Below are 26,005 nucleotides of genomic sequence, written 5' to 3' on the forward strand. Positions count from 1 at the left end.
GCCGGGATCGCCGTCACGATAAAATTTATAAATAGCGGGATCGCTTTTGGCGATTCCCTGCCGACCGTCCTGTTAAAGCTCACGTACATTTTCTATCCATATCATTTCGTTTGGATGATGATCTTCAATTGTTTCAAGTGCTCCATCTAGTACATTTTGCGTCTCACCGCCAAGGGGATAAATGAAACGCGAAACATTGCGGCCTTTTAGATTGCCATAGTCAACTTCAGAAATTGCGTCGGAGCCGCACCAAATTGCCGATATGCTCGCATCAGCAACTTGCAATGCATTCATTAGTCCAGTTGGTGTAATCGCGAGGAAAATCATATGAGTTTTAACGTGATTTAATTTTCATTTTGCAAAATTAACCTGCAACAAAAAAAGGGATCGTCAGTTTCTCTCCCCTTGAAACCCTTATGGTTCCTAGTTCAAATCGGTTTTAGCTTAAAAACATTAGTGATAACCAAATCGTGAAAAAGTGCATAACGTAGAGATATTATTTTATCAGTGAAATTAACAAAATCGCATTTTTTTGACCGACAGCTAACGCCCCAACGTTGGCGTTAAAAAAATTGCCTATGTTGAGATGAAATCGACATTATCTTGTGCATCGACGGGGAAACTGGTTTTGAATAGCGCAAAAAATAACAAAAAAATTGATTAGTCGCTGCTCAAACAAAGATTTAGTCCATTTTCTACCAACACAGTAGAACCCAAACGGCTACAATGGCGGTCTGCAAATATTTGCGCATGTGACCGTCTTCCAACGGATAGGATGCTAGCCTCCGAAGCTGGCGATACAGGTTCGATTCCTGTCGGTCGCACCAAATTCCCTTACCTCGTCTTTTGCCCCTCACCCCGACTTCTGTCCTTGTCACGCTTTGTGCACAAGATGTCTGGTGTATCGTCACATTCGCAAGGACAAATTATTTTGTCTATCTGCTAATATCCAAGTCTGACTCTTTATCGACCTTCCACATAGGCCAGACTTCTTATGACATCGTCACGTTTGCAGCTATCTACCCTGAGCTTGTCCATCGCAATCGCTTTTATGAGCGCCAGTCCGGCGACTTGGGCGGCCGGGGTCGCCGCCCCCACGGCGGCTAAAGCAGCCAATACTGCCAGCGTGCCGGCAGGTATGAGCTTTGTGCGGGATGTTGAAGGTATTAAGGAATACCTGATGCCGAATGGCTTGCGCGTGTTGCTGGTGCCGGATGCGAGTAAGCCGACTACCACGGTGAACATCACTTATCGTGTCGGTTCACGACATGAGAACTATGGCGAAACAGGGATGGCGCATTTGCTGGAACATCTGATGTTCAAAGGAAGCAAAGCACATCCGCGTTTGTGGGAGGAGATGTCGCAGCGTGGCGTCAACTTTAATGGTACGACCTGGCTGGACCGCACCAATTATTACGAAACGTTTGCCGCGAAACCCGAGACTCTGGCATGGGCCATTGCGATGGAAGCGGATCGTATGGTGAATTCGCGTATTTCGGGGGAAGATCTGAAAACGGAATTTTCTGTCGTGCGTAATGAGATGGAAAAAAACGAAAATTCGCCGACTTCCGTATTGATGCAGCGCGTTATGTCAGCCGCGCATCAGTGGCATAACTATGGCAAAGACACGATAGGTGCGCGCAGCGACGTAGAGAATGTCAGCATCCCGCATCTGCAAGCCTTCTGGCGTAAATACTACCAGCCCGATAATGCGATCCTGATTGTCTCCGGTGCGTTTGATCACCAGGCTACGCTGAAATTAATCAGCCAGCAATTCGGCAAAATCCCAAAACCCAAGCGCGTCATCGAGTCGACCTACACATTGGACCCGGTACAAGATGGTGAACGCGACGTCGTCGTACGCCGTGTTGGTGAGTCGCCGTCCGTGATGGCGCTGTACCACACGATGCCTGCCGCTCATCCTGATTATGCAGCGACCGAAGCGCTGGCAGTGATCTTGGGTGATTCGCCCAACGGGCGTTTATACAAAGCGCTGGTCGAGAGTAAAAAAGCCGCCGACGTATTCCCATGGGCAGCCAATCTCGAAGAGCCGGGATTCATGCTGCTAGGAGCGAATTTACGTAGCGAGCAAGATCTCGATGAAGCGAAAAAAATCCTGATCAACACGGTTGAAGGATTTGCCAGAGAGCCGGTCACCGCCGATGAATTAAAGCGTGCCAAAGCCAATCTGGAAAACAATCTTGCGCAGGTGTTTAACGATCCTGAAAAATTTGCCGTCTCGTTGTCTGACAGCATAGGGAATGGCGACTGGCGCTTGTTCTTTTTATTCCGCGACCGCATGCGCGCGTTGACGCTGGACGATGTGCAACGCGTGGCGACAACCTGGCTCAAATCAAGCAACCGCACCACGGGTCGCTTCATTCCTGAAGCCCAGCCAGTACGTGCCCCCGCGCCCGCCAAGGTCGCATTGCAAGAGCAAATCAACACCTTCAAACCTGGTGTCGCAATGGCGCAGGCGGAGAACTTTGTCACGACGCCGGAGAATATCGATAAGCGCACCCAGACCGGCGCTCTGAGCAATGGATTGAAATACGCCTTGCTGCCGAAAACCACACGCGGCAACACCGTGGTTCTGACGATGGAAATCAATCTCGGTGATGAAGTCAGTCTAAAAGGCAAAGCGAATGATGCCGGACTTGCGGCAGCCATGCTGAGCCGCGGCACCGAGAGCTTAAGCCATCAGCAGTTCTCAGAACAGCTCGACCAGCTCAAAGCCAAGCTGCAAATTTCCGGAGCGGCGAGTTCTGCCAGTATCACTCTGGAAACGACACGGGAAAATCTGACCCGAGCCCTTGAACTGGTACGCGATGCCTTGCGCAAACCTGCTTTTGGCGAGGCGGAATTTACTCAGCTGATCACCGCACAGTTAGCCCAGCTGGAAGAATCACGTAAAGATCCGCAAGCCATTGCGATCGATATGGCACGCAGGGCAACCAACACTTGGCCTGCCGATGATGCGCGCTACTACCGCAGTACCGATGAAAAAATCGCGCAGCTCAAGGCCGCAAAATTAGCGGATGCCAAAGCATTCTGGCAAGCGTTTTACGGTGCGAATAATGCACAGCTTGCGGTGGTTGGTGACTTCGATGCGAGCGCGATCAAAGCTCAGCTTCAACGCGATTTCGGTGACTGGCAAGCCCGGCAAAAATTTACCCGCCTGGCGAAACCTTTTGTGGCAGTGAAACCGGCGGCCTTGAGCCAGATCACGCCGGATAAAGCAAATGCGTTTTTCTTCGGTACGCTGAGTCTGCCTGTCAGCGATCAGCATCCTGATTATGCGGCGCTCACACTGGGAAATTATCTGCTCGGCGGTAGTGCAAATTCACGCATACTGGATCGTATCCGTCAAAAAGACGGGATCAGTTATGGCGGCGGCTCGTTCTTCAATGCGTCGTCCATCGATGAGGCCGCCAGCTTCACCGCTGGTGCGATTTTTGCGCCACAAAACCGCGCTAAACTCGAAGCAGGCTTCCGGGAAGAAATCGCCCGCGTACTCAAAGACGGTTTTACCGCGGTGGAACTGGCAGAGGGTAAAAAGAGCCTGATCCAGCAATCGCAGCTAGGTCGCAGCCAGGACTCAGGACTGGCGCAAGAACTGGTGCAAAACCTGTACCTCGGCCGCACCATGCAATTCGATGCGGCGCTGGAGAAAAAAATCATGGCGCTGACTAATGCCGATGTCAAAGCAGCCATGAATAAATATCTGGCCTACGACAAGATGCTGACGGTTTTTGCCGGTGATTTCAAATAACGCAATAAATTCACGGCAGACAATGCGATTCGCTTGGCGGATCGCATAAGCGCCACAAAAATCCGGCAAAAATTACATGGTCAGTCTGACGTAGTTTTCGGGCCGGTCGCCCAGAGTAGTCGAGAGGAGTTCCGGTCTGTTGATATTCACACATCCTGCAGGCGATGTGTGGTGTCAACAGAGCTGACGATGGTCAAGTAAATTACGCTACACTGCACTATCGTTTTTACTTGATTCCCCCATGAAAACCCGGGCGTTCTCTCTCTTTATCGCCATGACCGGAATGATTGCGCTGACAGCCATGTCACCAGCAATCGCCGACGACACGGTGATGCGTCTGGCCAGTCTGGAATGGTCACCGTACGTCGGCTCACAGTTACGTGACGAAGGCCTGACGGCGTCGATTGTGAAAGTCACTGCCCGTCAGATCGGTATCGATACAAAAATCAGTTATGCGCCCTGGAGCCGCACCGTACAAGTCGGTGGCACCGATCCCGCCTATGCCGGATATTTTCCGGCTTTTTATACCAAAGAGCGAGAGAGTAGCTGTTATTTTTCGGGGATATTGGGTCGTAGTATTGTCGGCTTTGCTTACCTGAAAAAGCGACCGTTTGACTGGTTAAGATTGAGTGATTTACAAGCGTACAAAATCGGTATCGTACAAGACTATGCGAATGGCGAAGAGTTTGACGCCATGATCAAAAAAGGATTACTGAAAACCGACACCGCACCGTCTGATGTCAGCAATCTGCGCAAACTGCTGGCACAAAGAATCGACGTGATCGTGATTGATAAAAACGTCTTACGCCAGCTACTGATCACCGAACCGGGCTTGCAGGCCAATCGGGATCAGATCGAGTTCCACCCTCAGGAACTGACAAACTTCTCCATGCATATCTGCTTTCAGCATACCGAGCGTGGATTGGCGATGCGCAAAAGCTTTAATGCTGCGCTGGAAAAAGTCGATATCAAAAAATTTGAGAATACCTATTTTAAGCTAACAGACGCTGCGGGCAGTCGCTGATCGTCGTACATTAAACATATACTCCCCCATTTTTTTGAATAAATACCCATAATCCGCATTATTTCATTAGTGCTTGTAAATATACTATGGGGCAGTATGTATATTTATAGCCGCGTAGCATTACCAGCAATCATCCACGCTAAACAAGGGAATCTGCTCCGCCCTCAGCGCCGCCTGCTGCGTACTCACAACAGCTCCCAGGCCAACACCCAGCCCTAACAAACGCACTGGCAAGTTACGGCGCAAGAATCCGGTTTCCATCAGTTGCCGGAACAGTTGCTCGTTCAGTTCATGACTGCGGCACTCGACGGTGGTTTGCCGGAAATCGCTGAAACGGATTTTGATATTTAACTTTTGTATCGACTCTTCAGGCTGCACTCGCTGCACCCTGGCAACCAGCGACGCATAGAGCAAAGGTAGCTCTGTCATACAAGCCGCCAGATCGGGCAAATCGTTTGTATAGGTTTCTTCGACGCTGATGGATTTGCGTTCTGAATGAGCGATCACCTCACGCCGGTCAATCCCGCGACATAGCATGTAGAGGCTATTGCCCAGCTTACCGAACTGTTGCACCAGGTCCTGCACGGACCAGGCACGCAGATCACGGCATTCTTGTATGCCAAGCGCATGTAATTTGGCTGCGGTGACCTTGCCAACGCCAAACAGGCGGGCGACCGGCAAGGCAGCAACAAAGTCCTCAACCTGATCCGGCAAAATCACGAACAAGCCGTCTGGCTTATTCCAGTCACTGGCGATTTTGGCGAGGAACTTATTGCTGGCGACACCCGCTGATGCCGTGATGCCGACGGTGGCGGCAATGCGTGCGCGTATCTCTTGCGCAATCAACGTGGCACTACCTTTGTGCTGGGTACAGTCGCTGACATCGAGATAAGCCTCATCAAGCGACAAAGGCTCAACCAGATCGGTGTAATCACGATAAATCGATAAGATGGCTTTGGAGGCGACACGGTATTTTTCCATGGCCGGCGGCATGACCACCAAATCAGGGCAGCGGCGCAGCGCCAGCGAAGTTGGCATAGCAGAGCGCACACCGTAACGTCGCGCTTCATAATTGCAGGTAGCAACGACGCCGCGCTGATCGGCACGGCCACCGACTGCCAGAGGTTTATCACGCAAACGCGGATCATCCCGCATCTCGATGGCAGCGTAAAAGCAATCACAATCGCAGTGGATAATTTTTCGAGAAACAGGAGGCACGGTAATGACACGCTAGGCTGTGCGAGACAATCGATATTTTACCCTATCAACTGTATATATGATCAGTAAATACATCTGTCATATTACTTCGTAATATTGCTTAGCCGTGTCACTTAACATCGCACCTCCGGGCTGCCCGCAGAAAAGCGATCAGGTCCGGGAGAGCGACGTGAGATGGCTTTGCTTCGGTTTGAATTGCTGCGGACTGATACGGAATTTACTGCGTCGGTCGCCCATGAAGGCACGTAAGTCCTTGATGCTGTAATTCGAAATCTCATGCATGCGTATCAGCAAGGATGCACCAACGGACAAACGGCGGTGGCGGATTTTGCTGATCACTGGCGGAGCCACTTCGAGCGCACGCGACAAGGCGGCGTCATTTTTGAAATGTAATTGGTGGATCAGGGTATCCAGCAAGTTATCTGGATCATAGTGAAATTCTCTGGTTTGAAGTTCTGATAGATTGTTCATGATTCCCTCGGTTTTATGGTGTTTTAATGAGTTTTAATGGATTTGATTGGCTTGCGGATACAAGTACGTCGTTAAACAACCGGGTCAAGATGGATTAAATTCTTATGTCTGAGAAATACTTGACCATAAGTCAGTTTATAAACTGCAATCCGGCATCGCTCTGTGCGGTTCACCACAGAGCGTAGCGGCTCATGACAAATTCCGGTAATTGCGTCATCATGTAAAAACCGGGCAAGAGCATTGCTCCGGTGTTTTTTCCACTCATCTATGCTGGCAGCAAGACAGGAGTGCTGCGAGCGCATCATGCAAAGAGAATTCTCATGAAACAATTAATCGCTATCTGCCTCAGCCTGTTTTTCACGGCAGCACTTGCCAATCCCGCCCAGCCTTATGATGAGGCCGCCGATGCTCAGGCAGAATTGACTAAGGCTTTGTCAGCAGCGCAAGCCGCAAATAAAAAAGTGCTGGTGATCTTTGGTGCCAACTGGTGCAAAGATTGTCTGGAACTCGATAAGTCAATCAAAGGACAAAGTGCCGCATTGATTGCCAGCAAATTTATTGTGGTCAAAATCGATGTTGGTCAATTTGACCGCAATCTCGGCATCGCGAACCGCTACGAAAATCCCATCAAAAAAGGCATCCCTGCTGCTGTCGTACTAAAGCCGGATAACAGCCTGCTGTATGCGACCAAAGCGGGTGAATTGTCGAACGCGCGCAAGATGAGCGATCAGGGAATTTATGATTTCTTCAGCCAGGTTGCAAGTCAGCATCCCTAAGCCTCTCTGATCATGCCATCCAGACTGCCAGATGCTGGCGCCACCGGTTCCAGCGACGCTGCGAGTCCGCTGGTGCAGGCTGGCGAGCGTGCTGCGGGCCGTAGTTTGCGCGCTTTGCTGGAGGCCATCGGAGATAGTTTATGGGACTGGAATCTGATCACTAACGAGACTTTTTTTTCTCGTCGCTATAAAAAAATTCTGGGATATGCCGAACATGAAATGGGTCAGCATATCGACGACTGGCTGTCTCATGTGCACCCGGATGATGTTGGTCATGCAATGGCGGCCACCAGACGACATCTGGAAGGTCAAACACCCGATTATGAGGACGAGCACCGCATGCGGTGCCGTGACGGTAGCTGGAAATGGGTACGTTCACGCGGTGCCGTTGTTGAACGTAATGCCGATGGGCAGCCGATCAGGATGATGGGTCTGATTACCGACATCACGCAAAACCGTCAACTGACCGACCAGCTCAAAGAGAGTCATACGCTGCTCTCGAATTTTTCGCGCTACCTGCCCGGCGTGTTTTATCAGTTTCAACGTTTCCCGGACGGACGCTTTTGCTTCCCTTATGCAAGTCAGGCTGTCGTCGATGTATTCGGCATCCAGCCTGAGCAATTACGTGAAGATGCGAGTGCGCTGTTCAGCAAAATTCATCCCGACGATGTACCGGCAATGGTGAATGGCGTCAGGATCTCTGCGATGGAACTATCGCAATGGCATCATGAATACCGGGTCTTGCAAACTGATGGTACAGCACGCTGGTATGTGGGTAATGCAACACCGGAACACATGACTGACGGTAGCATTTTATGGCATGGTTTTTTAAGCGACATCACCGAGCGCAAGCAGGCGGAAGAGCGTGCATATAAAGCCGAACAGCAAATCCGCCTGATTTTAAAAGCCTCGAATCAGGGGCTGTATGACATCAATATTCTGACTGGCGAAGGTCAATACAGTCCCGAGTACGCCAGGATGCTGGGCTACGATGCCGATGAATTCGCCAGCCAGCCGGAGTTTTGGAATAATTTTTGGAAGTCAGGTATTCACCCGGATGACATACCGCGTCTGAAGACCGCGTTACGCAACCATATCAAGGCCGAAGACGGTAGCGACTACCAGGCGGAATTCCGGCAAAAAACCAAATCCGGCGAATGGATCTGGATCATGTCACGCGGCCGGATTGTCGAACGCGATAGTCAAGGCAGAGCCGTGCGCATGCAAGGCACACACATCGACATCACCGAGCGCAAAGTCAGTGAGGAGATGTTGCGCGTCAATCAGGAATTGCTACAGGCAAGCAAAGATCGCTACAAACTATTGGCGCGGGAACTCGATATCCTAATTAATAATGCGCCGGTAGGGATTATGTTTGTCAGTGACGGCGTGATCATCCGCGCCAATAAAGTGCTGGCCGATTTATGCAGATTCGACGACGTGCAGGCGATGATAGGCAAAAAAACGACGTTCTTGTATGCAGACGAGAACGATTATCACGCCTTTGGCGCACAGGTTATTCCGCAACTGCAAAGAGATGAACCGGTTGAGATCGAATGGCAGGTAAAACGGATTAGCGGCGAACCGTTTTTGGCACGGATCGCCGGTCGTGCCTTACCTCCGGAGAATTATGTACGCGGCACGGTCTGGATGATGGAAGATATCACCGACCAGAGGCGCACCATGGATGCCTTGAAACAAAGCGAGCAGCGCTTGCAGCGCCTGATCAATTCCAGTCTGATCGGTATTGCGCAAGGTGGTGAGAACGGCCAGCTAAATGATGTCAACGATGTCTTTGCCCAGCTCTGCGGTCATACACGTGAGCATTTATTGAGCCGGCAACGAGTCTGGGAATTTCTCTTATCAGAAGCGGATATCCTGGTGTGTCAGCACGCCTACGCCGAGTTGTTAAGTGCCGGGACAACTGCGCCGTTTGAAGTAACCCTGAAACATCCCGGCGGTCACGATATACCGATTCTGGTCGGCCTGAGTCATCTGGAAAACTCCCGCAGCGAGTGGGTCGTTTTTGCCATGGATATCAGCGAACGTCATCGTATCAACCAATTGAAATCTGAATTCATCTCGGTAGTCAGCCATGAATTACGTACCCCGCTGACCTCAATACGCGGCTCCCTGGGAATCCTCGACTCCGGCATCGCCGGCGTACTTCCCGAAAAAGTCGGGCAACTCATCAAAATCGCCCATCACAATAGTCTGCGCCTGATCGATCTGGTCAACGATATCCTTGATATGGATAAGCTGGTTTCCGGAAAAATGCGCTTTAAATCCGAACCCGTCGATCTGGTCAGCCTGGTGGCGGGCGCCGTCGAGGCCAATCAAGCCTATGCACAGACCTTAAAAGTCAGTCTGCGATTTGTTGCCAGCATTGAGACTGCGTGGGTGCTGGCAGACTCTGACCGCCTGATGCAAGTCATGGCTAATTTGCTGTCCAATGCAGCAAAATTCTCACCGGAAGGCGAGGTAGTTGATATTGAGATCGCCGGAATCTCCCGCGACGAACATTCAAGCTATCGCATCACCGTCAGCGATAAAGGCCCCGGTATTCCACCCGAATTCCAGAGCCATCTTTATGAACCGTTTACTCAGGCAGACGGCACCGACACCCGCCGTCAGGGCGGTACCGGCCTCGGCTTGCCGATTACCAAAACTCTGGTGGAAAAGATGAATGGTCAACTGGGTTTTACGACCGGATCTGGGAGTGGCACTCAGTTTTGGTGTGAGTTCTTTTGCAGTACCGGTACCAAGACCGATCAAATCAAATAAATAGTAACTTAGCAGAGTTACTACTTCCATTTTATTTCAGCAATAAAGTCAACTGATCAAGCTGTCGAGCTTTTTTACAAGAACTCATGTTGCATTGAAATAACATCTATAACCATATGATTTATAAAGATATTTTTAATTGGCACAGTGTTTGCTTATAAGGCTGCGTTGTTAGTTTTTTCACATCACAATTTTATCGTTATAGGAATAAATATCATGAAAAAAATAGTATTGGCCTTAGGTCTTGCAATGATGGCTGCTAGTAGCGCATATGCAACTGGTTTTACAAATGGTGGTTTCGAAGCTGGTGACGTATCTGGCTGGACTGGCGGCGGCGGTACATGGCACGGCTCTCCAGTTGCACCGGCAAATCCATCGATTTTCAATGGTGGCCCTTCAAACAACACGATCATGAGTGGCGGCGTTGATCCTATCACTGGTGCAAACCGTGTGTACTCAGGCAATTACTCTGTTCGCGCAAACGATAATATCAGTAACTATTCGGTTTCTACTTTGCGTCAAACAGTAACTAATTACACAGACAGCGCTATTTACTTCGCATGGAATGCTGTGTTACAAGGTTCACATGGTTTGACAGATTCTGACTACTTTTCTCTGACTCTGACAGATGACACAACGAACACAACGATCGTTAACCGCGCTTATAGCTCTGCTGGTGCAATCGGTGGCGGTGCCTCTGGTGTGAACTGGACTAGTTTTGGCTCTTGGTTATCAAGCGGTTGGGTTGTTGAAAGTATTAATCTGGCTGATTTGAATGCCATTGGTCATGATTTCACACTGACTCTGTTAGCATCTGATTGCCCATACGGTGGTCACGCTGGCTATGTTTACCTCGATGGTTTCGGCGCACGTATTCCGCCTAATGACGTTCCAGAACCAGGCAGCCTGGCTCTGTTGGGCTTGGGCATCGCTGGTTTGGCATCTCTGCGCAAACGCAAAAACGCTGCATAAGCAACACAACATTAGTCTCGACAGAAAGAACCCGGCATCGCAAGATGTCGGGTTTTTTCTTTCTGTGTTCAGTTTCCGGACTCATAGCGCCTGAGGCGAAACTCGGAGGGTGTGAGCGAAGTCCAGCGCTGAAAAGCACGACGAAAACTGCGCGCATCGGAGTATCCGAGCTTCTCTGCAATATCTTCCATGCTTAATGTCGTGATCAATAAGCGCTTTGCCCGTTCCATTCTGACGGTCTCGGTCACATGTTGATAAGAAGTACCTTCCCGTACTAACAAACGATGTAAGGACCGCGGACTTAATCCCAGCGCAAATGCCATGTCCTGCACATTAAAAAATTCACACTGCATGGCAACCAGTTTGCGTATCAGACTTTGTTTACCCAAGACGCCAATGTCGGCCAACTCTCTGTCGCAAGCATCTTGAATGCGCTGTGCGTGATCGCTACACCCTGATAATGGAATATCGAGCATCGCGCTTGAAAACACGATACGGCTGCTATCTGCACCGAGTATCACCGGACAAGCAAAAAAAGCGTCCAGCATGGACCGGCTCGCATGTAAATTACCGCGTAATTCAACACGGCTGAGAAGGAGCTTTTTGCAAGGCAACTGACGTGCAGCATTCAGCGCAGTCGCCAGATGGTCAACATCCAGAAAATCTTGTAATTCCTGATCATCAAACAGGGCATGCGATACCAGTGCAGCCTGCCACACTTCACGTACCTCACGTACCTCATGCACCTCACTCATATCATTCGCCTCAGTCTCCAGGGTGAGTTGCAACATAGATCCGGCGATCAACTGATATTCCAGGCCAAATGCCAATGCACGTCCCAGATTAGGCTGAGCCAGCATGCCCGCCCCCATGTCGCCAAGATGCGCGATGGACTTACGGCTGCCGGACAATAACGCGATATCTGCACCACCACGTCGTCTCGCCTGCAGTAATCCCTCCCGTGCCTGGGTATAACTGACTCTTGCGGCAACGGGTAATTGCGTGTTGTCGTTCGTAAAAAAAGCAGGAAACATCTCATGCAAACGCCACTGCTGTTCGCGACCGATCGCAAACAAGCCAGAAAACGGATGCATAGGAAAAATCACATCCTGTACTGACAATAGTGATGACTCGCGCCTTGCCACCCTGTCTTGTGGAACAGGCGCATCACCAGATTGGGGTTGATATTGATACTGATGTTGATGTATTAACAGACCCAGGTTCCCGAGATTAAAAATCAATACCACAGTCGTTGGCAGCAAATGTCCTTACCACCATTATCGTTTAGAAATAAGATAGGCTCTAACGTACACGGCTTTCGCTGAAGCATCAATATTGCGACGCAACAAGTCCGCTGACGAAGCATGCGCACAAGACGCCATCATTGACACATCAATTGATCCAAAGGACGAGACAACATGAGTGAAGCAACAGCAGATTACATCGTCGTTGGCGGTGGGGCGGGAGGTTGTGCCGTTGCAGGCCGGCTAACAGAGGATCCAGATACTACCGTCACCGTATTAGAAGCTGGCAACGACGGTGATAGCTGGGTGGTAAAAACGCCCTTCGCAGTAGTCGCAATGCTACCCACCAAGCTGAATAACTGGGCATTTGAAACGCTGCCTCAGCCAGGCTTAAATAATCGCCGTGGCTATCAACCGCGTGGCAAAACATTAGGCGGGTCCTCTGCAATTAACGCCATGGTATATATCCGCGGCCATCGCTGGGATTATGATCACTGGGCATCGCTGGGAAATACCGGCTGGTCATTTGATGAGGTACTGCCCTACTTCAAACGCTCAGAAAATAACGCCAGTCTCGGCGGTGCCCTGCATGGCCAGTCTGGCCCTTTACGCGTCAGCGATCTGCGCTCTGACAACCCGTTTCAGCAGTTATATCTGGAGGCAGCGAAGCAAGCGGGTTTTAAGATTAACCATGATTTCAACGGAGAAGACCAGGAAGGCGTCGGCATTTATCAGGTGACCCAACACGAAGGTGAACGCTGGAGTGCCGCTCGCGGCTATCTGCATCCGCACATGGGCAAACGCCCGAACCTCCATGTGGAAACCGGCTGTCATGTAACACGGATTCTGTTTGAAGGAAAACGAGCCGTGGGTGTTGAATTTATCCAGCATGGTCAGCGACGCAGCCTGCGTGCCAGGCGCGAGATTCTGCTGGCTGCGGGTGCGTTGCAAACCCCGCAAATTCTGATGCTGTCCGGTGTCGGTGATGGTAAAGCCCTGCAGGCAATGGGAATTCCTGTGGTCCACGACTTGCCAGGTGTAGGGCAAAATCTGCAAGACCATCCTGACTTTGTCTTCAAGTACCGCTCCCGCAGCACGGACCTGGTCGGCATCTCACTCGGTGGCTCAGCGCATTTAGCCAAAGAAGCCTGGCGATACAAGACCCAGCGCCGCGGCATGATTACTTCCAATGCTGCCGAGGGCGGCGGCTTTTTGAAAACAGATCCCGGCCTACCCGCGCCGGACATACAGCTACATTTTGTCATGGCAATGATTGATGACCATGCCCGCAAGCTCCATCTGGGGCATGGCTACTCCTGTCATGTTTGTCTGTTACGTCCCAAGAGCATTGGCGAATTAAGCCTGGCAAATACAGATCCCCTGGCAGCTCCACTAATCAATCCGCGCTTTTTGGAACATCCGGACGACATCGAGACCTTATTGAAAGGCTTTAAACTCACTCGCCAGCTCATGGATGCGCCTGCACTCGCGTCCATGCGTACCAGCGATTTTCAAACTGCCAAGGTCAAAACCGATGACGATATCCGCGCCGCCTTGCGGCAATACAGCGACACGGTTTATCACCCGGTAGGCACCTGCAAAATGGGAATTGATGCAATGGCCGTCGTCGACCCCGAGTTGCGGGTGCACGGTTTAATGGGGCTGCGTGTCGTGGACGCTTCCATTATGCCGACCCTGATTGGCGGAAATACCAATGCACCGACAATGATGATAGGAGAAAAAGCAGCCGATCTGCTACGCCAGCAACCGGCTTAACAGGCGATGTACTGAACAGGCTTTTTACTACTTGGAAAGACCAGTTTTTTCTGAAAAAATTCTGGTCAGTTCTCCGCTGGACCTGCCGCGCAAAATTGCCGCATTCAGTTTAGCCATTACGCCGTGGTCTGCATCTGCTCGTATCGCAAAATGAATATCCACCGACGTAATCGGTTTCGGTAACACACAAAAAGCCTTGCCCGTGGCCTGATCCGCTCCCAGCGTTGTATAAGCAATCGCATTAATTTCGGCGACCAGACGTTGAGCCGCGACTGATCTGCTATAAAAAACAATCGCGTCCATGCGCCGGGTATAGAGTTTTCTCAAACGCGCTGCGTTCGAATTGGTATCGTATTCCACCTTGAATACTGTATTGGCTGCCTGATCAAACTCGTTGCCATAACTCGCCCCACGGGCAACGCCGATGACTTTGCCACGCAGATCGGCAAGAGTCGCATACGGAAAAACGCTATCGCAACGGCTGATCAATACGACCTGGTCAGCAAACAACGGCTCAGAAAAGCTGAGTAGCTTTTGTCGCTCCGGTGTTTTTGAAATACCAAAAATCACCCCATCGCCGCGATAAGCATTCTCTAGCGCACGCAACCAAGGGTAGCGCTGGACGTCAAATTGCAAACCGCTGTTTTTTTCCAGATACGAAAACAAATGCAAAATATCGGGAGACAATGGAACCACCTTATTCTTTTCGTCCAGCTCCTCGCTCATCAAGACAGTAACTGCTACTTTCTCGACCGCTACGGCATGATTGCATACAGCGAGCATGCTGGCGTAAGTACAGAGCAGGAAAAAAAAGCGCATATGAGTTAATGTGAAAAACCAGATCCACAAAGATAATGTCATTAGCAACAGCTTATGCCTATTTCTGTCCTATATCTAAGAAAATACGAAAAAATTTCGTGGCGAATTATGGTGGCGGCACATTGTGGCAAACAAGCCAATTCCCCGCGCTGTAAGGTTTTACTTAGCGATCTTAGGTGCGGGCAAAGCGGGTCTTGCCTGCTCATAGGCATACGCCAGTTTCAATAATTTAGCGTCACTCCAGGCCTCGGCGAAGAATGAAAGTCCCACCGGTAATTGTTTACTGAGGCCCATCGGTACCGTGATATGAGGATAGCCGGCAATCGCCGCGGGTGAACTGGCGCTGCCCTCGATCACGTCACCTGCCTTGTAATCAATCGCCCAGGCCGTGCCGGTAGTTGGTGCGATCAAAGCATCCAGTTGATATTTTTTGAGTGTGGCATCAATTCCCTCACTACCCGCGCGTTGTTTCAGGCGGGTACTTGCCTCGCGGTATTCCGGTGTGTTCAGATCGCCTTTTGCCTGTGCCTGCTCCATCAGCTCCTGGCCGAAATAAGGCATCAGCTTATCCGCATACTGCTTGTTGTAAGCGATCACCTGTTCCATCGAGCGCGTTTGTACACTCGTTGGTGTGTGAGCCAGATAGGCATTCAGGTCGGCCTTAAATTCATATAAAAGCACCGTCAATTCATCTTTTTCCATATCATCGAGATAAGGTAATTCCACTTGATCGACAATGATCGCACCGCGCGACTTCAGCGTCTTTAATGCCCGCTCAAATACCGCCTTAGTCTCTGCATCGTAGCTATCGACTAATTTACGCACCACACCCAGCCGCTTGCCTTGCAAGCCGGTCTTACTGAAGCCCATCGTGTAGTCGTAAGTACGCAAACGATCAGCATCCCTGGTCGCCACGTCTGCCGGATCGCTACCCGCCATGACATTCAATAACAATGCAGCGTCACGTACCGTCAAGGTCATCGGCCCAGCGGTATCCTGACTATGGCTGAGAGGCACAATCCCTGAGCGGCTCACCAGTCCCAGAGTCGGCTTCACGCCGACCAGGCCATTGACAGCAGCAGGACAAACAATAGAGCCGTCGGTTTCGGTGCCAATCGCCGCAGGGATCAAACGTGCCGCAACCGCAGCACCTGAGCCAGAGCTGGAGCCGCAAGGACTACGATCGGTCGCATAAGGATTGCGCGCTTGTCCGCCAACACTGCTCCAGCCACTGGTCGCCGTCGTCGAGCGAAAATTCGCCCATTCGCTGAGATTCGTTTTACCTGCGATCACGACACCGGCTGCGCGCAAACGTGCGACCAGCGGTGCATCTGCTATTGCAACATTCTCTGCCAGTGCCAGAGAGCCCGCTGTGGTGGCCATACCTGCCGCATCGATATTATCTTTGATCAGAATCGGGATACCGTGCAAAGGCGAGCGATGTGATTTTTTCTGGTCTGCCGTTTGCGCCTGCGATCTGGCCTCAGGATTGATGGCAATGACCGCGTGCAATGCCGGATTCAGGTGCTGAATACGCTGCGTGTAGCGATCCAATAAACCAACTGCCGTTTGCTTACCCTGCTGCATTTGCTGAGACAGGCTCACCAGATCATCTTGCTCAGGTAGCGCCGCACACACTGATTGCATGACACAAAACCCCATAACACCAGCTGCCGCGTGCCAGCTATATCTGCGATTCATCACACCAGTTTCTCCTCACGTGATGGTGGAAATAATATCCCGCCATTTGGATTGTATTGATAAGACAAACTATCTACTCCAAAACCGTATCCGCAAACCCGATGCGCCTGCTGGCGTGAAATGCCTCGGCAAGCCGCATACAGCTTAGGGATTTAATATGGGATTTCTAAAAAACCTTGTAATCCATATCTCATGGAAGCACTTACTCCTGCTACTCCTGCTTTTCCTCAGTGTCTCCGTGCCTTTGTGGTGAGAGGTCTCGGTTTTTGCAATACTGGCCAAACTCAGTCACGATTGCGAAATGCCAGCCATCCGGCAATCACCGTAAAACTCGCGACGATCGCCACCACGATCCAGAATCCGTCCTCGTGCTGCGCCAGCGGGATACCGCCGACATTCATCCCCAGCAAACCCGCGATAATATTAATCGGCAAGGCCAGCACGGTCACGATCGTCAGGACAAACAGGGAACGGTTATTCTGTTCATTGACGCTGGCGGCAATTTCTTCCTGCAGTAATTTAATGCGCTCTTGCAGGGATGCCATATCGCTGAGTACCACGGCAAACTCTTCGGTTGATTGGCGCAATTCCTGGACATCGCTTTCTGCAACCCAAGCCGGTGGTTTTTGTAGCAGACGAAATAAAGCCGCAGGCTCTGGCGCTAATAAGCGTTGTAAGCGAACCAGCACCCTGCGCAATTCGCCCAGATTGGCACGCTTGTGGTTAAGCCGGTCGGCCAGCAAATTGTCTTCGATGTCATCAACTTTTTTGATCGCGTTGCGCACGATGCCAGTCAACACATCGGCCTGATCACGCAGCAGATGTGTCAGTAATTCGGTCGGCGAGTGAAAGAGTTCTCCGTGATTTACTGCATTGCGCAGCCGGTCCACGGACTGCAAGGGTTTGCGACGGGCGCTGATCAATACGTTATTGGTCAGGCTCAGCCACAAGGTAGCAATGTCCGATGCCTCAAATGCAAAGTCATGCAATACATCATTGACCACCGCGACCAGACTGGCATCTGTACGCTCGATCCGGGTCGAGCGTGAGCCCTCATGCAAGGTCTCATAAAATTCTTCGGGCAATTGTGTATGCTCATGCAGCCATTTTTCGGCAGCCGCATTACTGAGATTGAAATGCAGCCAGACAAATGCGTTCTCCTGCTCCGCCGGTGATTTTTTTAACCACGCCAACGCCTCCGGCGTATGAATCACCTGCCCCGCCTGCCCCTGCACAAACACATAACCACAAATCAGTCCAGATAGATCGGACCCGTAAGACAAATGATCAATTTGCATCTTGCTTCCCTGGCGGACAAATGCGCTTATTGTAACCGTGCACGTCGTCATTTTTTGGAAAACAAACAGCGACCTAAATGAACTTTACATGCATTTTTTTGTACGGTGCCAGGCCGATGATCAATTCAGGGACACGATGCATTATTATTGCAGGCAGAGAACAATTTTTTCGAGCACACCACTGGAGACAGTATGTCCCGTTGCATGACGTCGATATTACAATCAAGCTTCATCCATCACTGCCGTTCTGCTGCCCTGCGTTCTGGTCGCCATTACCTTCGTGCTCTCTTTGCTGTCTTGGTCGGTACCGTATTTATTGGCCATGCCGTTCAGGCACAAGAGCCGACGCTGATACTGACCACCGAGGACTATCCCTCGTTTAACATCATCAATCCTGATACACAAGAAATCAACGGCATCTCTACCGAAAAACTCATCGAGCTGATGCACCGCGCCGGTGAACGCATCACCATCAGTGCCTATCCCTGGGCACGGTCTTACCAGATGGGGCAAAAGGATCCGAACACCTGCGTCTTCTCTACCACCAGAACGCCGCAGCGCGAAAACCTGTTCAAATGGGTGGGGCCGCTGGTAAAAAATAACTGGGTCATTTTTGCCCGGGCCGACGACAAGCGCCGTCCCAAAAAACTTGATGACTTACGCAGCTATGTCATCGGTGCCTACCGCAAAGGTGCGGTCAGCGAATACCTGACCTACAACGGATTTAACATCGATATTGCGAACTACGATGCAGAAAATCCTCGCAAACTCCTGTATGGGCGCTTCGATTTCTGGGCGACCGGAGGGCGCCTTGGTCTGACTTTGATCAAAAATCAGGGGCTGACGGGGAAAATTGTCCCGCTATTTCAGTTCAATCAGGTGGAACTTTATCTGGCCTGTAACCCTGCCATAGAACAAAGCCGGATTGATCGCTTCAATCACATCCTGCGTGAAATGGAGAAGGACGGGACTGTCGCTGCGATAGAGAATAAGTATAAATAAGACCGGCCATTAAGCTTAGTGGTCAACGCCGACAAAACGTTTGTGTGCATGACTTTCCAATTGTTTTCCAACTAGCGTTTATCGCAAAAATTTCCCAGGTGATCGCGCGTTCCCCCTCACTCATCGCACGGATGTTACGCCAGTCATCTCTTTTGCCTAAGCTCACGGTTCCCATCACTGAACGAGAGAATTCCATGAAACACGCGAAAATCATTCTTACGCCTGCATGGCAGCAAGGACTGGATGAGTGTATCGCAAGCCTATCAGCATCAGTTCAGGCAAATGTAATCTAATCACCAGCTAGCGACGATTGCAGCGATTACAGCAATTCATCCATGGCACCCATGAACGTTTGCTGCGGGATGCTGTTTCAGCGCAGGCGATGTCAGGTACGCTTGACCGTCAGCGATTGATTCCCTGACCAGGATGCTCCGGGCGCTAACACCACCGGCTGCATAATCGCTGCCGCCTCGATGCAGAGCATGCGCTGGTCACCACCTGGCTCCAGGTCTGGCAGAGTCGCGGCTTTTTCTATCCCTGGGTTCCAGACCACGGCATCAGCGAAGCCGTTTTGTTGTATCAAGGTTGTCTGTTTCGGCTGACACAGCAACAGACGAGGCGCATTCGCATAAATGCGGTCAATCTCACCATGAATGCGCAGCACAGGATCGCGATCGACACAGCCCGTAGCACCAGTAACAGAGTCACGATACTGCAAACCCTCCAGCCCATGCACCGTCACATCGGCAATCTGCTCAACCGCAAAATAAGTATGCAGCGCTGCGGTAAAACTAAATCCGGTGTCGCCGGTATTTTGTATCGATAAGCGTATATCCAGACTAGAGCCGACCACCGTCACCACCAGCTCTGCACGGAAGACATAGGGCCAGATTTGCAGTCTGGCGATATTTTCGTGTAACTCAAACTCAGCCCGCGCAACACCGCTGGCGGTCTGCCCGGCCTTGACCAGACGCCACATGGCCGTGCGGGCAAATCCGTGTTTCGGCAAAGCGCCCAAATTAGCAAATTGCGGAAAAACGACCGGCACACCGCCACGCATTGCCACACCTTCGCGGATCTCGGAAGTTTTACTGAAAAATAGCTGCTCCTCGCCACCGGCCGGGATCCAGGAACAGATGTGCGCACCATGCGCGGTGATGGCAACTTGAGCACCATCCTGAGCTTGCAAGATTATTGGATTCATCAGACTGAATGCGACCCGGTTAGCGGTAATGAGCCGTAGTGAACGGTAGGGATAAAAAACGTTTAGCAGTATAGGGGATTGTGCAACAGTCAGTAAAAATTTCAAGCAAATTATCGCCAGACTCGCGGCACGCCTATAATCTGCTCAGCCACTCAACAACGAGTAGCAATGCTAGGACTGACGCAAAAACCAACATCTCTCACCACAGAGGTACAAAGAAAAAGCGGGAGTATGCGGCTCCATGAAATATCGATGAAAGGGTTTTTAGAAAATCCCCAAAACCCATCCGCAAGCTGGGTGCGCCTGTTGGCATGAAAAGCTTCTAAAAGCCGCATCCAGCCTGCGGATTCAATGTGCCTGGTGGTAATTAGAGTATCGTTTTGCGTCAGTTCTGAACTATTCGACTGTCCCTATTTTTCCGGTTTTATTTCAATGACATCTACTCACAACAAGCTATTAAGACAACGTCATGGTCATGCCAAAGTGACCAATATCGAATTGTTTTTTGATCTGGTGTTTGTCTTTGCGGTGACGCAACTATCACATCGTTTGCTAAAAGATCTCAGCCTCATGGGCGCCGTACAAACCAGCTTGTTATTCCTGGCGGTATGGTGGGTCTGGGTCTACACCTCGTGGGTCACAAACTGGCTGGATCCGGAAAAAACTCCGGTGCGGATCTTGTTGTTTGCGATGATGCTGGCAGGGCTGTTATTGTCGGCGTCGCTGCCGCAAGCGTTTGGCAACAAGGGACTTGCGTTTGCGCTGGTCTTTGTCGCGATGCAGGTAGGCCGGTCTGTCTTCATGCTTTGGGCATTGCGTCATGAGGACGGCGCGGTCATCCGCAACTTCCAGCGCATCACAACATGGTTAGTCTTGTCGGGCATCTTCTGGATCTCGGGTGGCCTGGCGGATGACGCGTATCGCTTATTGCTCTGGACCATCGCCTTAGGCATCGAATATATCTCGCCGAGCCTGGGCTTCTGGACACCCGGGCTGGGACGCTCCCTGACCTCTGACTGGAACGTTGAGGGCGCGCATCTGGCGGAGCGCTGCTCCTTGTTTATCATCATCGCCCTTGGTGAATCGATCCTGGTCACCGGTGCTACATTCGCTGAACTTGATTGGACTACCAGCAACGCACTCGCCTTTTTCTTTGCCTTTATCGGCAGCGTTGCCATGTGGTGGATCTATTTCAACATCGGTGCAGAACGCGGCAGCGAACACATTGCTCAATCAGCGGATCCTGGCCATCTGGCTCGTCTCGTCTATACCTACATCCATCTGTTAATTGTCGGGGGCATCATCGTTGGCGCGGTTGGTGACGAGCTGGCACTGGCACATCCGCATGCCACACTCGATCCGGCTCACAGCATTGCCATGATTGCCGGTCCGCTGTTATTTTTACTGGGAAATTTACCGTTTAAATGGATCAGCTCAGGAAAGCAACATGCGCCACTATCCCACTTAGCCGGACTGGGACTAATGGCGGCGTTGAGCGTGCTGGCATTCGTGTGGCCAGCGATGACGGCGACCGGACTGGCAGGCGGCATGTCCGCGATTCTGTTGCTGGTCGCCATCTGGGAAACCTGTTCACTCAGAGCCTGATCACCGAGCCAAATCACAATACACACGCCCCGTTCAGCCGCCATCACCCACTATCACCCACAACGCCGGCAACCGCATATCCCAAAGATTCGCATTTTAGTCACCGGGTTTTGCGGTCTGTCGCATCCTGATTCCATTTGACAGAATGCTAACGTATGCTAGCGGCATATTGAATAAAACGAGGAATATCATGTTAAAACACAGCAGCCTTATTTTGTTACTCGCCCTGAGCGCCTGTAACGTCGAGTTCCATGACGGTGACTCGACCGTTAATTATGGTCCGGTTATTCAGGAAAAACGCGATGTGACCGAATTTACTGAAATCGATATGACAGGTCCTTACGATGTCGTCATCACCGGCGAAGGCGGTCCTTCATTAGAAATCGTCGGCAACGAAAAACTCGTCAAAGAAGTTGAGACCGTCGTTACCGGCAATACCCTGCATATCCGTTCAAGAAGTAAAACGATCATCCATCTCTCGACCAATTTCAATTCTCGCCAGCTGACCGTCAAGGTCGCCGCCAGCAAACTCAATCGCATCAACGTCAACGGCTCCGGTGATCTGGAACTGAATAAGTTCAAAGGCGATAAGCTCGAATTATCCGTCAACGGCTCCGGCGATGTTCACGCCAATGGAGTAAGCAAAGAACTCCAAACCAATGTCAATGGCAGCGGCGACATAGACCTGAGTCAATGGCAAACCACCAAAGCGACCGTGCAGATTAATGGCTCCGGCAATCTGAATCTGGGTATCGTCAGCGACAGTCTCGACAGCGATATCAACGGCTCAGGCGACCTCAGCGTCAAAGAACTCAAGGCAGCGCAAGTCAAATCAACCATACGCGGATCTGGCAATGTCAAACTCGCGGGTGAGATCAAACAATTAGGTGCGCAGCTTGATGGCTCCGGCGACATGGAAGCGCGCGGCCTGAAAGCAGGCAGCACAACCGTACGCATGAACGGCAGCGGCGACCTGAGCTTGGCAGGTGACACCAGCGAACTCGATGTGCAGGTCAATGGTTCCGGCGATTTTGATGGCAAGAGTCTGCACGCGGGCAAAGCACAATTTAAAACACACGGCACAGGTGGCATCAGCAGCAATACCATCCGCGACAAACTCAGTATTGAGCTGCATGGCTCTGGCGATATGCAGGCAAACGATATCCAGAGTCCGCAGATTGACGTGCTAATCACAGGCACATCGAATCTTGATTTATCCGGCAAAGGTCAATTGCTGGTTGCAAAACTCAGTGGCAGCGGTGACCTGAATGCCAGCGGATTATTAGTCGAACGTGCCAAAGTCAATGCGACCGGCAGCGGCGTAGCAGAAGTCAACGTCAAACAAAATCCCGCTGCAGGTAGCAAAACCGGCGATGGCGGCTCACGTATCGTTAAAATTGATAGAAATGGTTTAGTCAATTAACCCGGGAATTTTTATTTGATTTGGCAGAATTGACGCAAAAGCGCAAAACGCATCCGCAAGCAGAGTGCGGCTGCTGGCACGCCCCCCCCCTGAAAGCCGCATCCAGCCTGCGGATTCGACTTGTAGCGAGCCACTTGTCGCTTAAGTAAGTTCTATTTGACTAGGGAATGCGGATGGGGATGTTTGCTTTGTTTGTTACGTTTGCCGTAACAGTTTTGGTATGGATGAGTTGTTCACGGCAAGCCGTGAACAACGAAGGACATCCACCATAAACGACCATGCGCTGTCAGCGCATAAACATCATTACCTCATCCGAAAGCGATGTCCCAATACCAGCCAGCTAGAGTCAATCAGGCTATTCAAACCCAAAACCAATTGCGTCAGTACATGCGCAGGTAAAATCCAGACCTGACCACGTGGCACATCAACCTGCGTCACCGCACTGATCACGGGTATCACCCAGGCGGCCTCCGGCGTCACATCCAGCAACACATCGCCATCCGAATTGGTATGCATAAACAGATCGCCGCCCAGCGCCAGGCGAAACGCAATCCCCTGCCCGAGACTTTGCCCGTATTGCTGAGTATTACCCGGCAACTTCGCCATCGCTTCCTGTAATTCACGATTCTGTAAATCCATCCAGCCCTCTACATCTTGCGGAGTTTCTAGCGAGATCCAGGGATGGTCGGGAAATTCTGGGGTCAATTCGGTTGTCATTTCTGGTATTCCAATTACTCTTTAGGCCGGCTTAACAAAGCCTTCAAATTCGCCAGGCGATTTTGTGGCGTGATCGCTTCTTCTTCGGTGGGTACTGCTGTGCCTTCGTCTAACTTCATTTCTTTGATAAAACGCGAGACATCGCAATGTACCGGTGCGCCGGCGCGTTTGCGTTTTTTGCACCAGGTGATGTGCAGGCTGCGCTGGGCGCGGGTGATGCCGACGTACATCAGGCGGCGCTCTTCCTCGATACGGGCGGCGATGGTTTCGACTGGTGCATCGGGATCGCCTTTGTGCGGCAGGATGCCTTCCTCGACACCGACCAGAAACACGTGGGGAAATTCTAGTCCTTTGGATGCGTGCAAGGTCGACATGCGCACGGCGTCTGGCTCTTCATCCTTGCCTTCCATCATGGTCATCAGCGCGACCATCTGCGTCAGGTCGAGCAGGCTGCGGTGATCGTCAGTGCCTTCTTTGCCGCCACTGCCTTTTTCTTTTAACCAGTTCGTAAAGTCCAGTACGTTTTGCCATTTGGCCTGCGCTGCACGGTCATCAAAACTGTCGTACAAATACCCTTCGTAATTGATCTCTTTCATCAGGTCGTCCAGCAATGAACTCGCATGCCCTTCGCGGTGCGCGTGGGCCTCGACCTGATTAATAAAATTGCAAAAACCGCGCAAAGGCGTGAGCTGGCGATCGGTGAGTTTGGCTTCGATGCCGCCTTTAAACACGGCCTCAAACAGCGAGCATTGCCATTGCCCGGCGAAGGCTCCCAGCACTTCGAGCGTAGCCTGACCGACGCCGCGCTTGGGCGTGGTAATCGCGCGAATGAACGCCGGATCGTCGTCCTCGTTGGCAATCAAGCGCAGATACGAAATGATGTCCTTGATCTCGGCTTTATCGAAAAAACTCTGCCCGCCGGAAATCGTGTACGGAATACGTTCTTTACGCAATGCCTTCTCGATTACCCGCGCCTGATGATTGCCGCGATACAGGATCGCATAATCCGACCATTTGGCACGGCGTTCGAAGCGATGTGCCGAAATCATGATCGCGACCTGATCCGCCTCTTGTTCATCATCCTGCATCCCCAGCACTTTGACTGGATCACCGAGCCCGTGTTCGGACCACAAGGATTTTTCGAATAACTTGGGATTGTTGCCGATCACCGCATTTGCGGCTTGCAGAATACGGGTGCTGGAACGGTAGTTTTGTTCGAGCTTGATCAATTTCAGATCAGGAAAATCGATGCCCAGAGTTTTTAAATTCTCGATGGTCGCACCACGCCAAGCGTAGATCGCCTGATCGTCATCGCCCACCGCGGTGAACATCGGCTTCTTGCCGATACCGGTGACTAGCAGCTTTACCAGTTCGTACTGACAGGTATTAGTATCCTGATACTCATCCACCAGCAGATAACGCAGACGACGTTGCCATTTGTCGCGCACGGCTTCGTTGCTACGAAACAGTTCAACCGGCAAGCGGATCAGGTCATCGAAATCGACCGCCTGATACGCCGATAAAGTCGCCACATAACTGCGATAAATCCGCGCTGCCGTCGCCTCTTCTTCATCTTTGGCTTGCTGGATCGCATTTTCCGGATCGATCAGACCGTTCTTCCACAAAGACATTGCGGTCTGGATACGGCGTATCAACTGCTTATCGGTGGTGATCGCCAGATCCTGCACCAGTGAAAAACAATCGTCGCTATCCATGATGGAAAAACGATCCTTCAAGCCCAGTGCCTGCGCTTCTTGGCGCAAGATTTTGACGCCCAGCGAGTGGAAGGTAGAGACCGTCAGTTGCTTGGCTTTTTTCGGCTCTTGCAATAACTTCGCAATTCGCTCCTGCATCTCTAGCGCTGCCTTATTGGTAAAAGTCAGCGCCGCGATATGCCTGGCGTCGTAGCCGTGCTTCTCGATCAGATTTGCAATTTTTTGCGTAATCACCCGCGTCTTACCCGACCCTGCACCGGCCAGCACCAGACAAGGGCCGTCCATATAATTCACTGCATCGCGTTGAGGTTGGTTCAGACCGTGGGACATATTGGAGCTTCAGGGGATAAACAGCAGGGGGTGACGTAGTAGCAGGCGCTATTGTAGCCGCAATCCGCCCGGTCACCGTGATTGTCACCGTTCTGTACTGATACGCAAAAAGACCCCTGCCAATGCGCACTGTTCATGCGGGTTTTCAGCGCAT

Annotated in this window: 19 protein-coding genes and 1 tRNA gene; 10 read left to right on the forward strand and 10 right to left on the reverse strand. The window is 51.2% G+C overall.

Annotated elements, in window-relative coordinates; all coding sequences use genetic code 11:
• Positions 1-72: 72 nt before the first annotated feature.
• Positions 73-294, reverse strand: coding sequence for a hypothetical protein (locus ACO0K3_RS16700; protein ID WP_422986536.1), 222 nt, complete (start codon positions 292-294; stop codon positions 73-75).
• A gap of 458 nt (positions 295-752) precedes the next feature.
• On the opposite strand from ACO0K3_RS16700, the gene ACO0K3_RS16705 reads away from it, so the two are divergent.
• The 3 genes from ACO0K3_RS16705 to ACO0K3_RS16715 all read left to right on the forward strand — a co-directional run bounded on the left by ACO0K3_RS16705 (position 753) and on the right by ACO0K3_RS16715 (position 4,796).
• A tRNA-Arg gene (locus tag ACO0K3_RS16705) sits at positions 753-827 on the forward strand.
• 167 nt (positions 828-994) lie between these two features.
• The gene (locus ACO0K3_RS16710; RefSeq protein WP_422986538.1) at positions 995-3,772 is read left to right on the forward strand and encodes a M16 family metallopeptidase; all 2,778 of its coding nucleotides are present in this window, start codon (positions 995-997) and stop codon (positions 3,770-3,772) included.
• 241 nt (positions 3,773-4,013) lie between these two features.
• Positions 4,014-4,796, forward strand: coding sequence for a substrate-binding periplasmic protein (locus ACO0K3_RS16715; RefSeq protein ID WP_422986540.1), 783 nt, complete (start codon positions 4,014-4,016; stop codon positions 4,794-4,796).
• A 120-nt stretch (positions 4,797-4,916) separates the two neighbouring features.
• Here ACO0K3_RS16715 and dinB read toward each other — a convergent pair whose 3' ends face one another.
• Both dinB and ACO0K3_RS16725 read right to left on the reverse strand, forming a co-directional pair.
• The gene (gene dinB, locus ACO0K3_RS16720; protein ID WP_422986542.1) at positions 4,917-6,014 is read right to left on the reverse strand and encodes a DNA polymerase IV; all 1,098 of its coding nucleotides are present in this window, start codon (positions 6,012-6,014) and stop codon (positions 4,917-4,919) included.
• Between the two features lie 150 nt (positions 6,015-6,164).
• The gene (locus ACO0K3_RS16725) at positions 6,165-6,485 is read right to left on the reverse strand and encodes a hypothetical protein (protein WP_422986544.1); all 321 of its coding nucleotides are present in this window, start codon (positions 6,483-6,485) and stop codon (positions 6,165-6,167) included.
• Positions 6,486-6,805: 320 nt separating this feature from the next.
• Between ACO0K3_RS16725 and ACO0K3_RS16730 the strand changes: the two genes are divergently transcribed.
• The 3 genes from ACO0K3_RS16730 to ACO0K3_RS16740 all read left to right on the forward strand — a co-directional run bounded on the left by ACO0K3_RS16730 (position 6,806) and on the right by ACO0K3_RS16740 (position 11,017).
• Positions 6,806-7,261 (forward strand): thioredoxin family protein, encoded by a 456-nt coding sequence (locus ACO0K3_RS16730; protein WP_422986546.1) that lies wholly within the window; start codon positions 6,806-6,808, stop codon positions 7,259-7,261.
• Positions 7,262-7,273: 12 nt separating this feature from the next.
• Positions 7,274-10,045 (forward strand): PAS domain-containing protein, encoded by a 2,772-nt coding sequence (locus ACO0K3_RS16735; protein ID WP_422986548.1) that lies wholly within the window; start codon positions 7,274-7,276, stop codon positions 10,043-10,045.
• Positions 10,046-10,261: 216 nt separating this feature from the next.
• The gene (locus ACO0K3_RS16740) at positions 10,262-11,017 is read left to right on the forward strand and encodes a PEP-CTERM sorting domain-containing protein (RefSeq protein WP_422986550.1); all 756 of its coding nucleotides are present in this window, start codon (positions 10,262-10,264) and stop codon (positions 11,015-11,017) included.
• Positions 11,018-11,085: 68 nt separating this feature from the next.
• Here the strand turns inward: ACO0K3_RS16740 and ACO0K3_RS16745 are convergent, their stop codons facing one another.
• On the reverse strand, positions 11,086-12,279 hold the full coding sequence (locus tag ACO0K3_RS16745) for a helix-turn-helix domain-containing protein (protein ID WP_422986552.1): 1,194 nt from the start codon (positions 12,277-12,279) through the stop codon (positions 11,086-11,088).
• A 156-nt stretch (positions 12,280-12,435) separates the two neighbouring features.
• On the opposite strand from ACO0K3_RS16745, the gene ACO0K3_RS16750 reads away from it, so the two are divergent.
• Positions 12,436-14,037, forward strand: a complete 1,602-nt coding sequence (locus ACO0K3_RS16750) for a GMC family oxidoreductase (protein ID WP_422986553.1) — start codon at positions 12,436-12,438, stop codon at positions 14,035-14,037.
• 27 nt (positions 14,038-14,064) lie between these two features.
• Here the strand turns inward: ACO0K3_RS16750 and ACO0K3_RS16755 are convergent, their stop codons facing one another.
• The 3 genes from ACO0K3_RS16755 to ACO0K3_RS16765 all read right to left on the reverse strand — a co-directional run bounded on the left by ACO0K3_RS16755 (position 14,065) and on the right by ACO0K3_RS16765 (position 17,855).
• Entirely contained in the window at positions 14,065-14,898 is an 834-nt protein-coding gene (locus tag ACO0K3_RS16755) for a substrate-binding periplasmic protein (RefSeq protein ID WP_422986555.1), read from the reverse strand.
• A 117-nt stretch (positions 14,899-15,015) separates the two neighbouring features.
• Positions 15,016-16,557, reverse strand: a complete 1,542-nt coding sequence (locus ACO0K3_RS16760; protein ID WP_422986754.1) for an amidase — start codon at positions 16,555-16,557, stop codon at positions 15,016-15,018.
• Between the two features lie 284 nt (positions 16,558-16,841).
• Positions 16,842-17,855 (reverse strand): transporter, encoded by a 1,014-nt coding sequence (locus ACO0K3_RS16765; RefSeq protein WP_422986557.1) that lies wholly within the window; start codon positions 17,853-17,855, stop codon positions 16,842-16,844.
• 192 nt (positions 17,856-18,047) lie between these two features.
• On the opposite strand from ACO0K3_RS16765, the gene ACO0K3_RS16770 reads away from it, so the two are divergent.
• Positions 18,048-18,857, forward strand: coding sequence for a substrate-binding periplasmic protein (locus ACO0K3_RS16770; RefSeq protein WP_422986559.1), 810 nt, complete (start codon positions 18,048-18,050; stop codon positions 18,855-18,857).
• A gap of 385 nt (positions 18,858-19,242) precedes the next feature.
• Here ACO0K3_RS16770 and ACO0K3_RS16775 read toward each other — a convergent pair whose 3' ends face one another.
• Positions 19,243-20,061, reverse strand: a complete 819-nt coding sequence (locus ACO0K3_RS16775) for a D-hexose-6-phosphate mutarotase (RefSeq protein WP_422986561.1) — start codon at positions 20,059-20,061, stop codon at positions 19,243-19,245.
• Between the two features lie 432 nt (positions 20,062-20,493).
• On the opposite strand from ACO0K3_RS16775, the gene ACO0K3_RS16780 reads away from it, so the two are divergent.
• Together ACO0K3_RS16780 and ACO0K3_RS16785 are read left to right on the forward strand one after the other, a co-directional pair.
• On the forward strand, positions 20,494-21,666 hold the full coding sequence (locus ACO0K3_RS16780) for a low temperature requirement protein A (RefSeq protein WP_422986563.1): 1,173 nt from the start codon (positions 20,494-20,496) through the stop codon (positions 21,664-21,666).
• 190 nt (positions 21,667-21,856) lie between these two features.
• Entirely contained in the window at positions 21,857-23,089 is a 1,233-nt protein-coding gene (locus ACO0K3_RS16785; protein ID WP_422986565.1) for a GIN domain-containing protein, read from the forward strand.
• 303 nt (positions 23,090-23,392) lie between these two features.
• Here the strand turns inward: ACO0K3_RS16785 and ACO0K3_RS16790 are convergent, their stop codons facing one another.
• Together ACO0K3_RS16790 and ACO0K3_RS16795 are read right to left on the reverse strand one after the other, a co-directional pair.
• Positions 23,393-23,806 carry a hypothetical protein gene (locus ACO0K3_RS16790; protein ID WP_422986567.1) on the reverse strand — a complete coding sequence of 138 codons (414 nt, stop codon included), beginning with the start codon at positions 23,804-23,806 and terminating at the stop codon, positions 23,393-23,395.
• A 14-nt stretch (positions 23,807-23,820) separates the two neighbouring features.
• Positions 23,821-25,851, reverse strand: coding sequence for a UvrD-helicase domain-containing protein (locus ACO0K3_RS16795; RefSeq protein ID WP_422986569.1), 2,031 nt, complete (start codon positions 25,849-25,851; stop codon positions 23,821-23,823).
• Positions 25,852-26,005: the final 154 nt, after the last annotated feature.

Origin of the sequence: Undibacterium sp. Rencai35W (assembly GCF_049340185.1) — a bacterium.
Classification (GTDB): Bacteria; Pseudomonadota; Gammaproteobacteria; order Burkholderiales; family Burkholderiaceae_D; genus Undibacterium.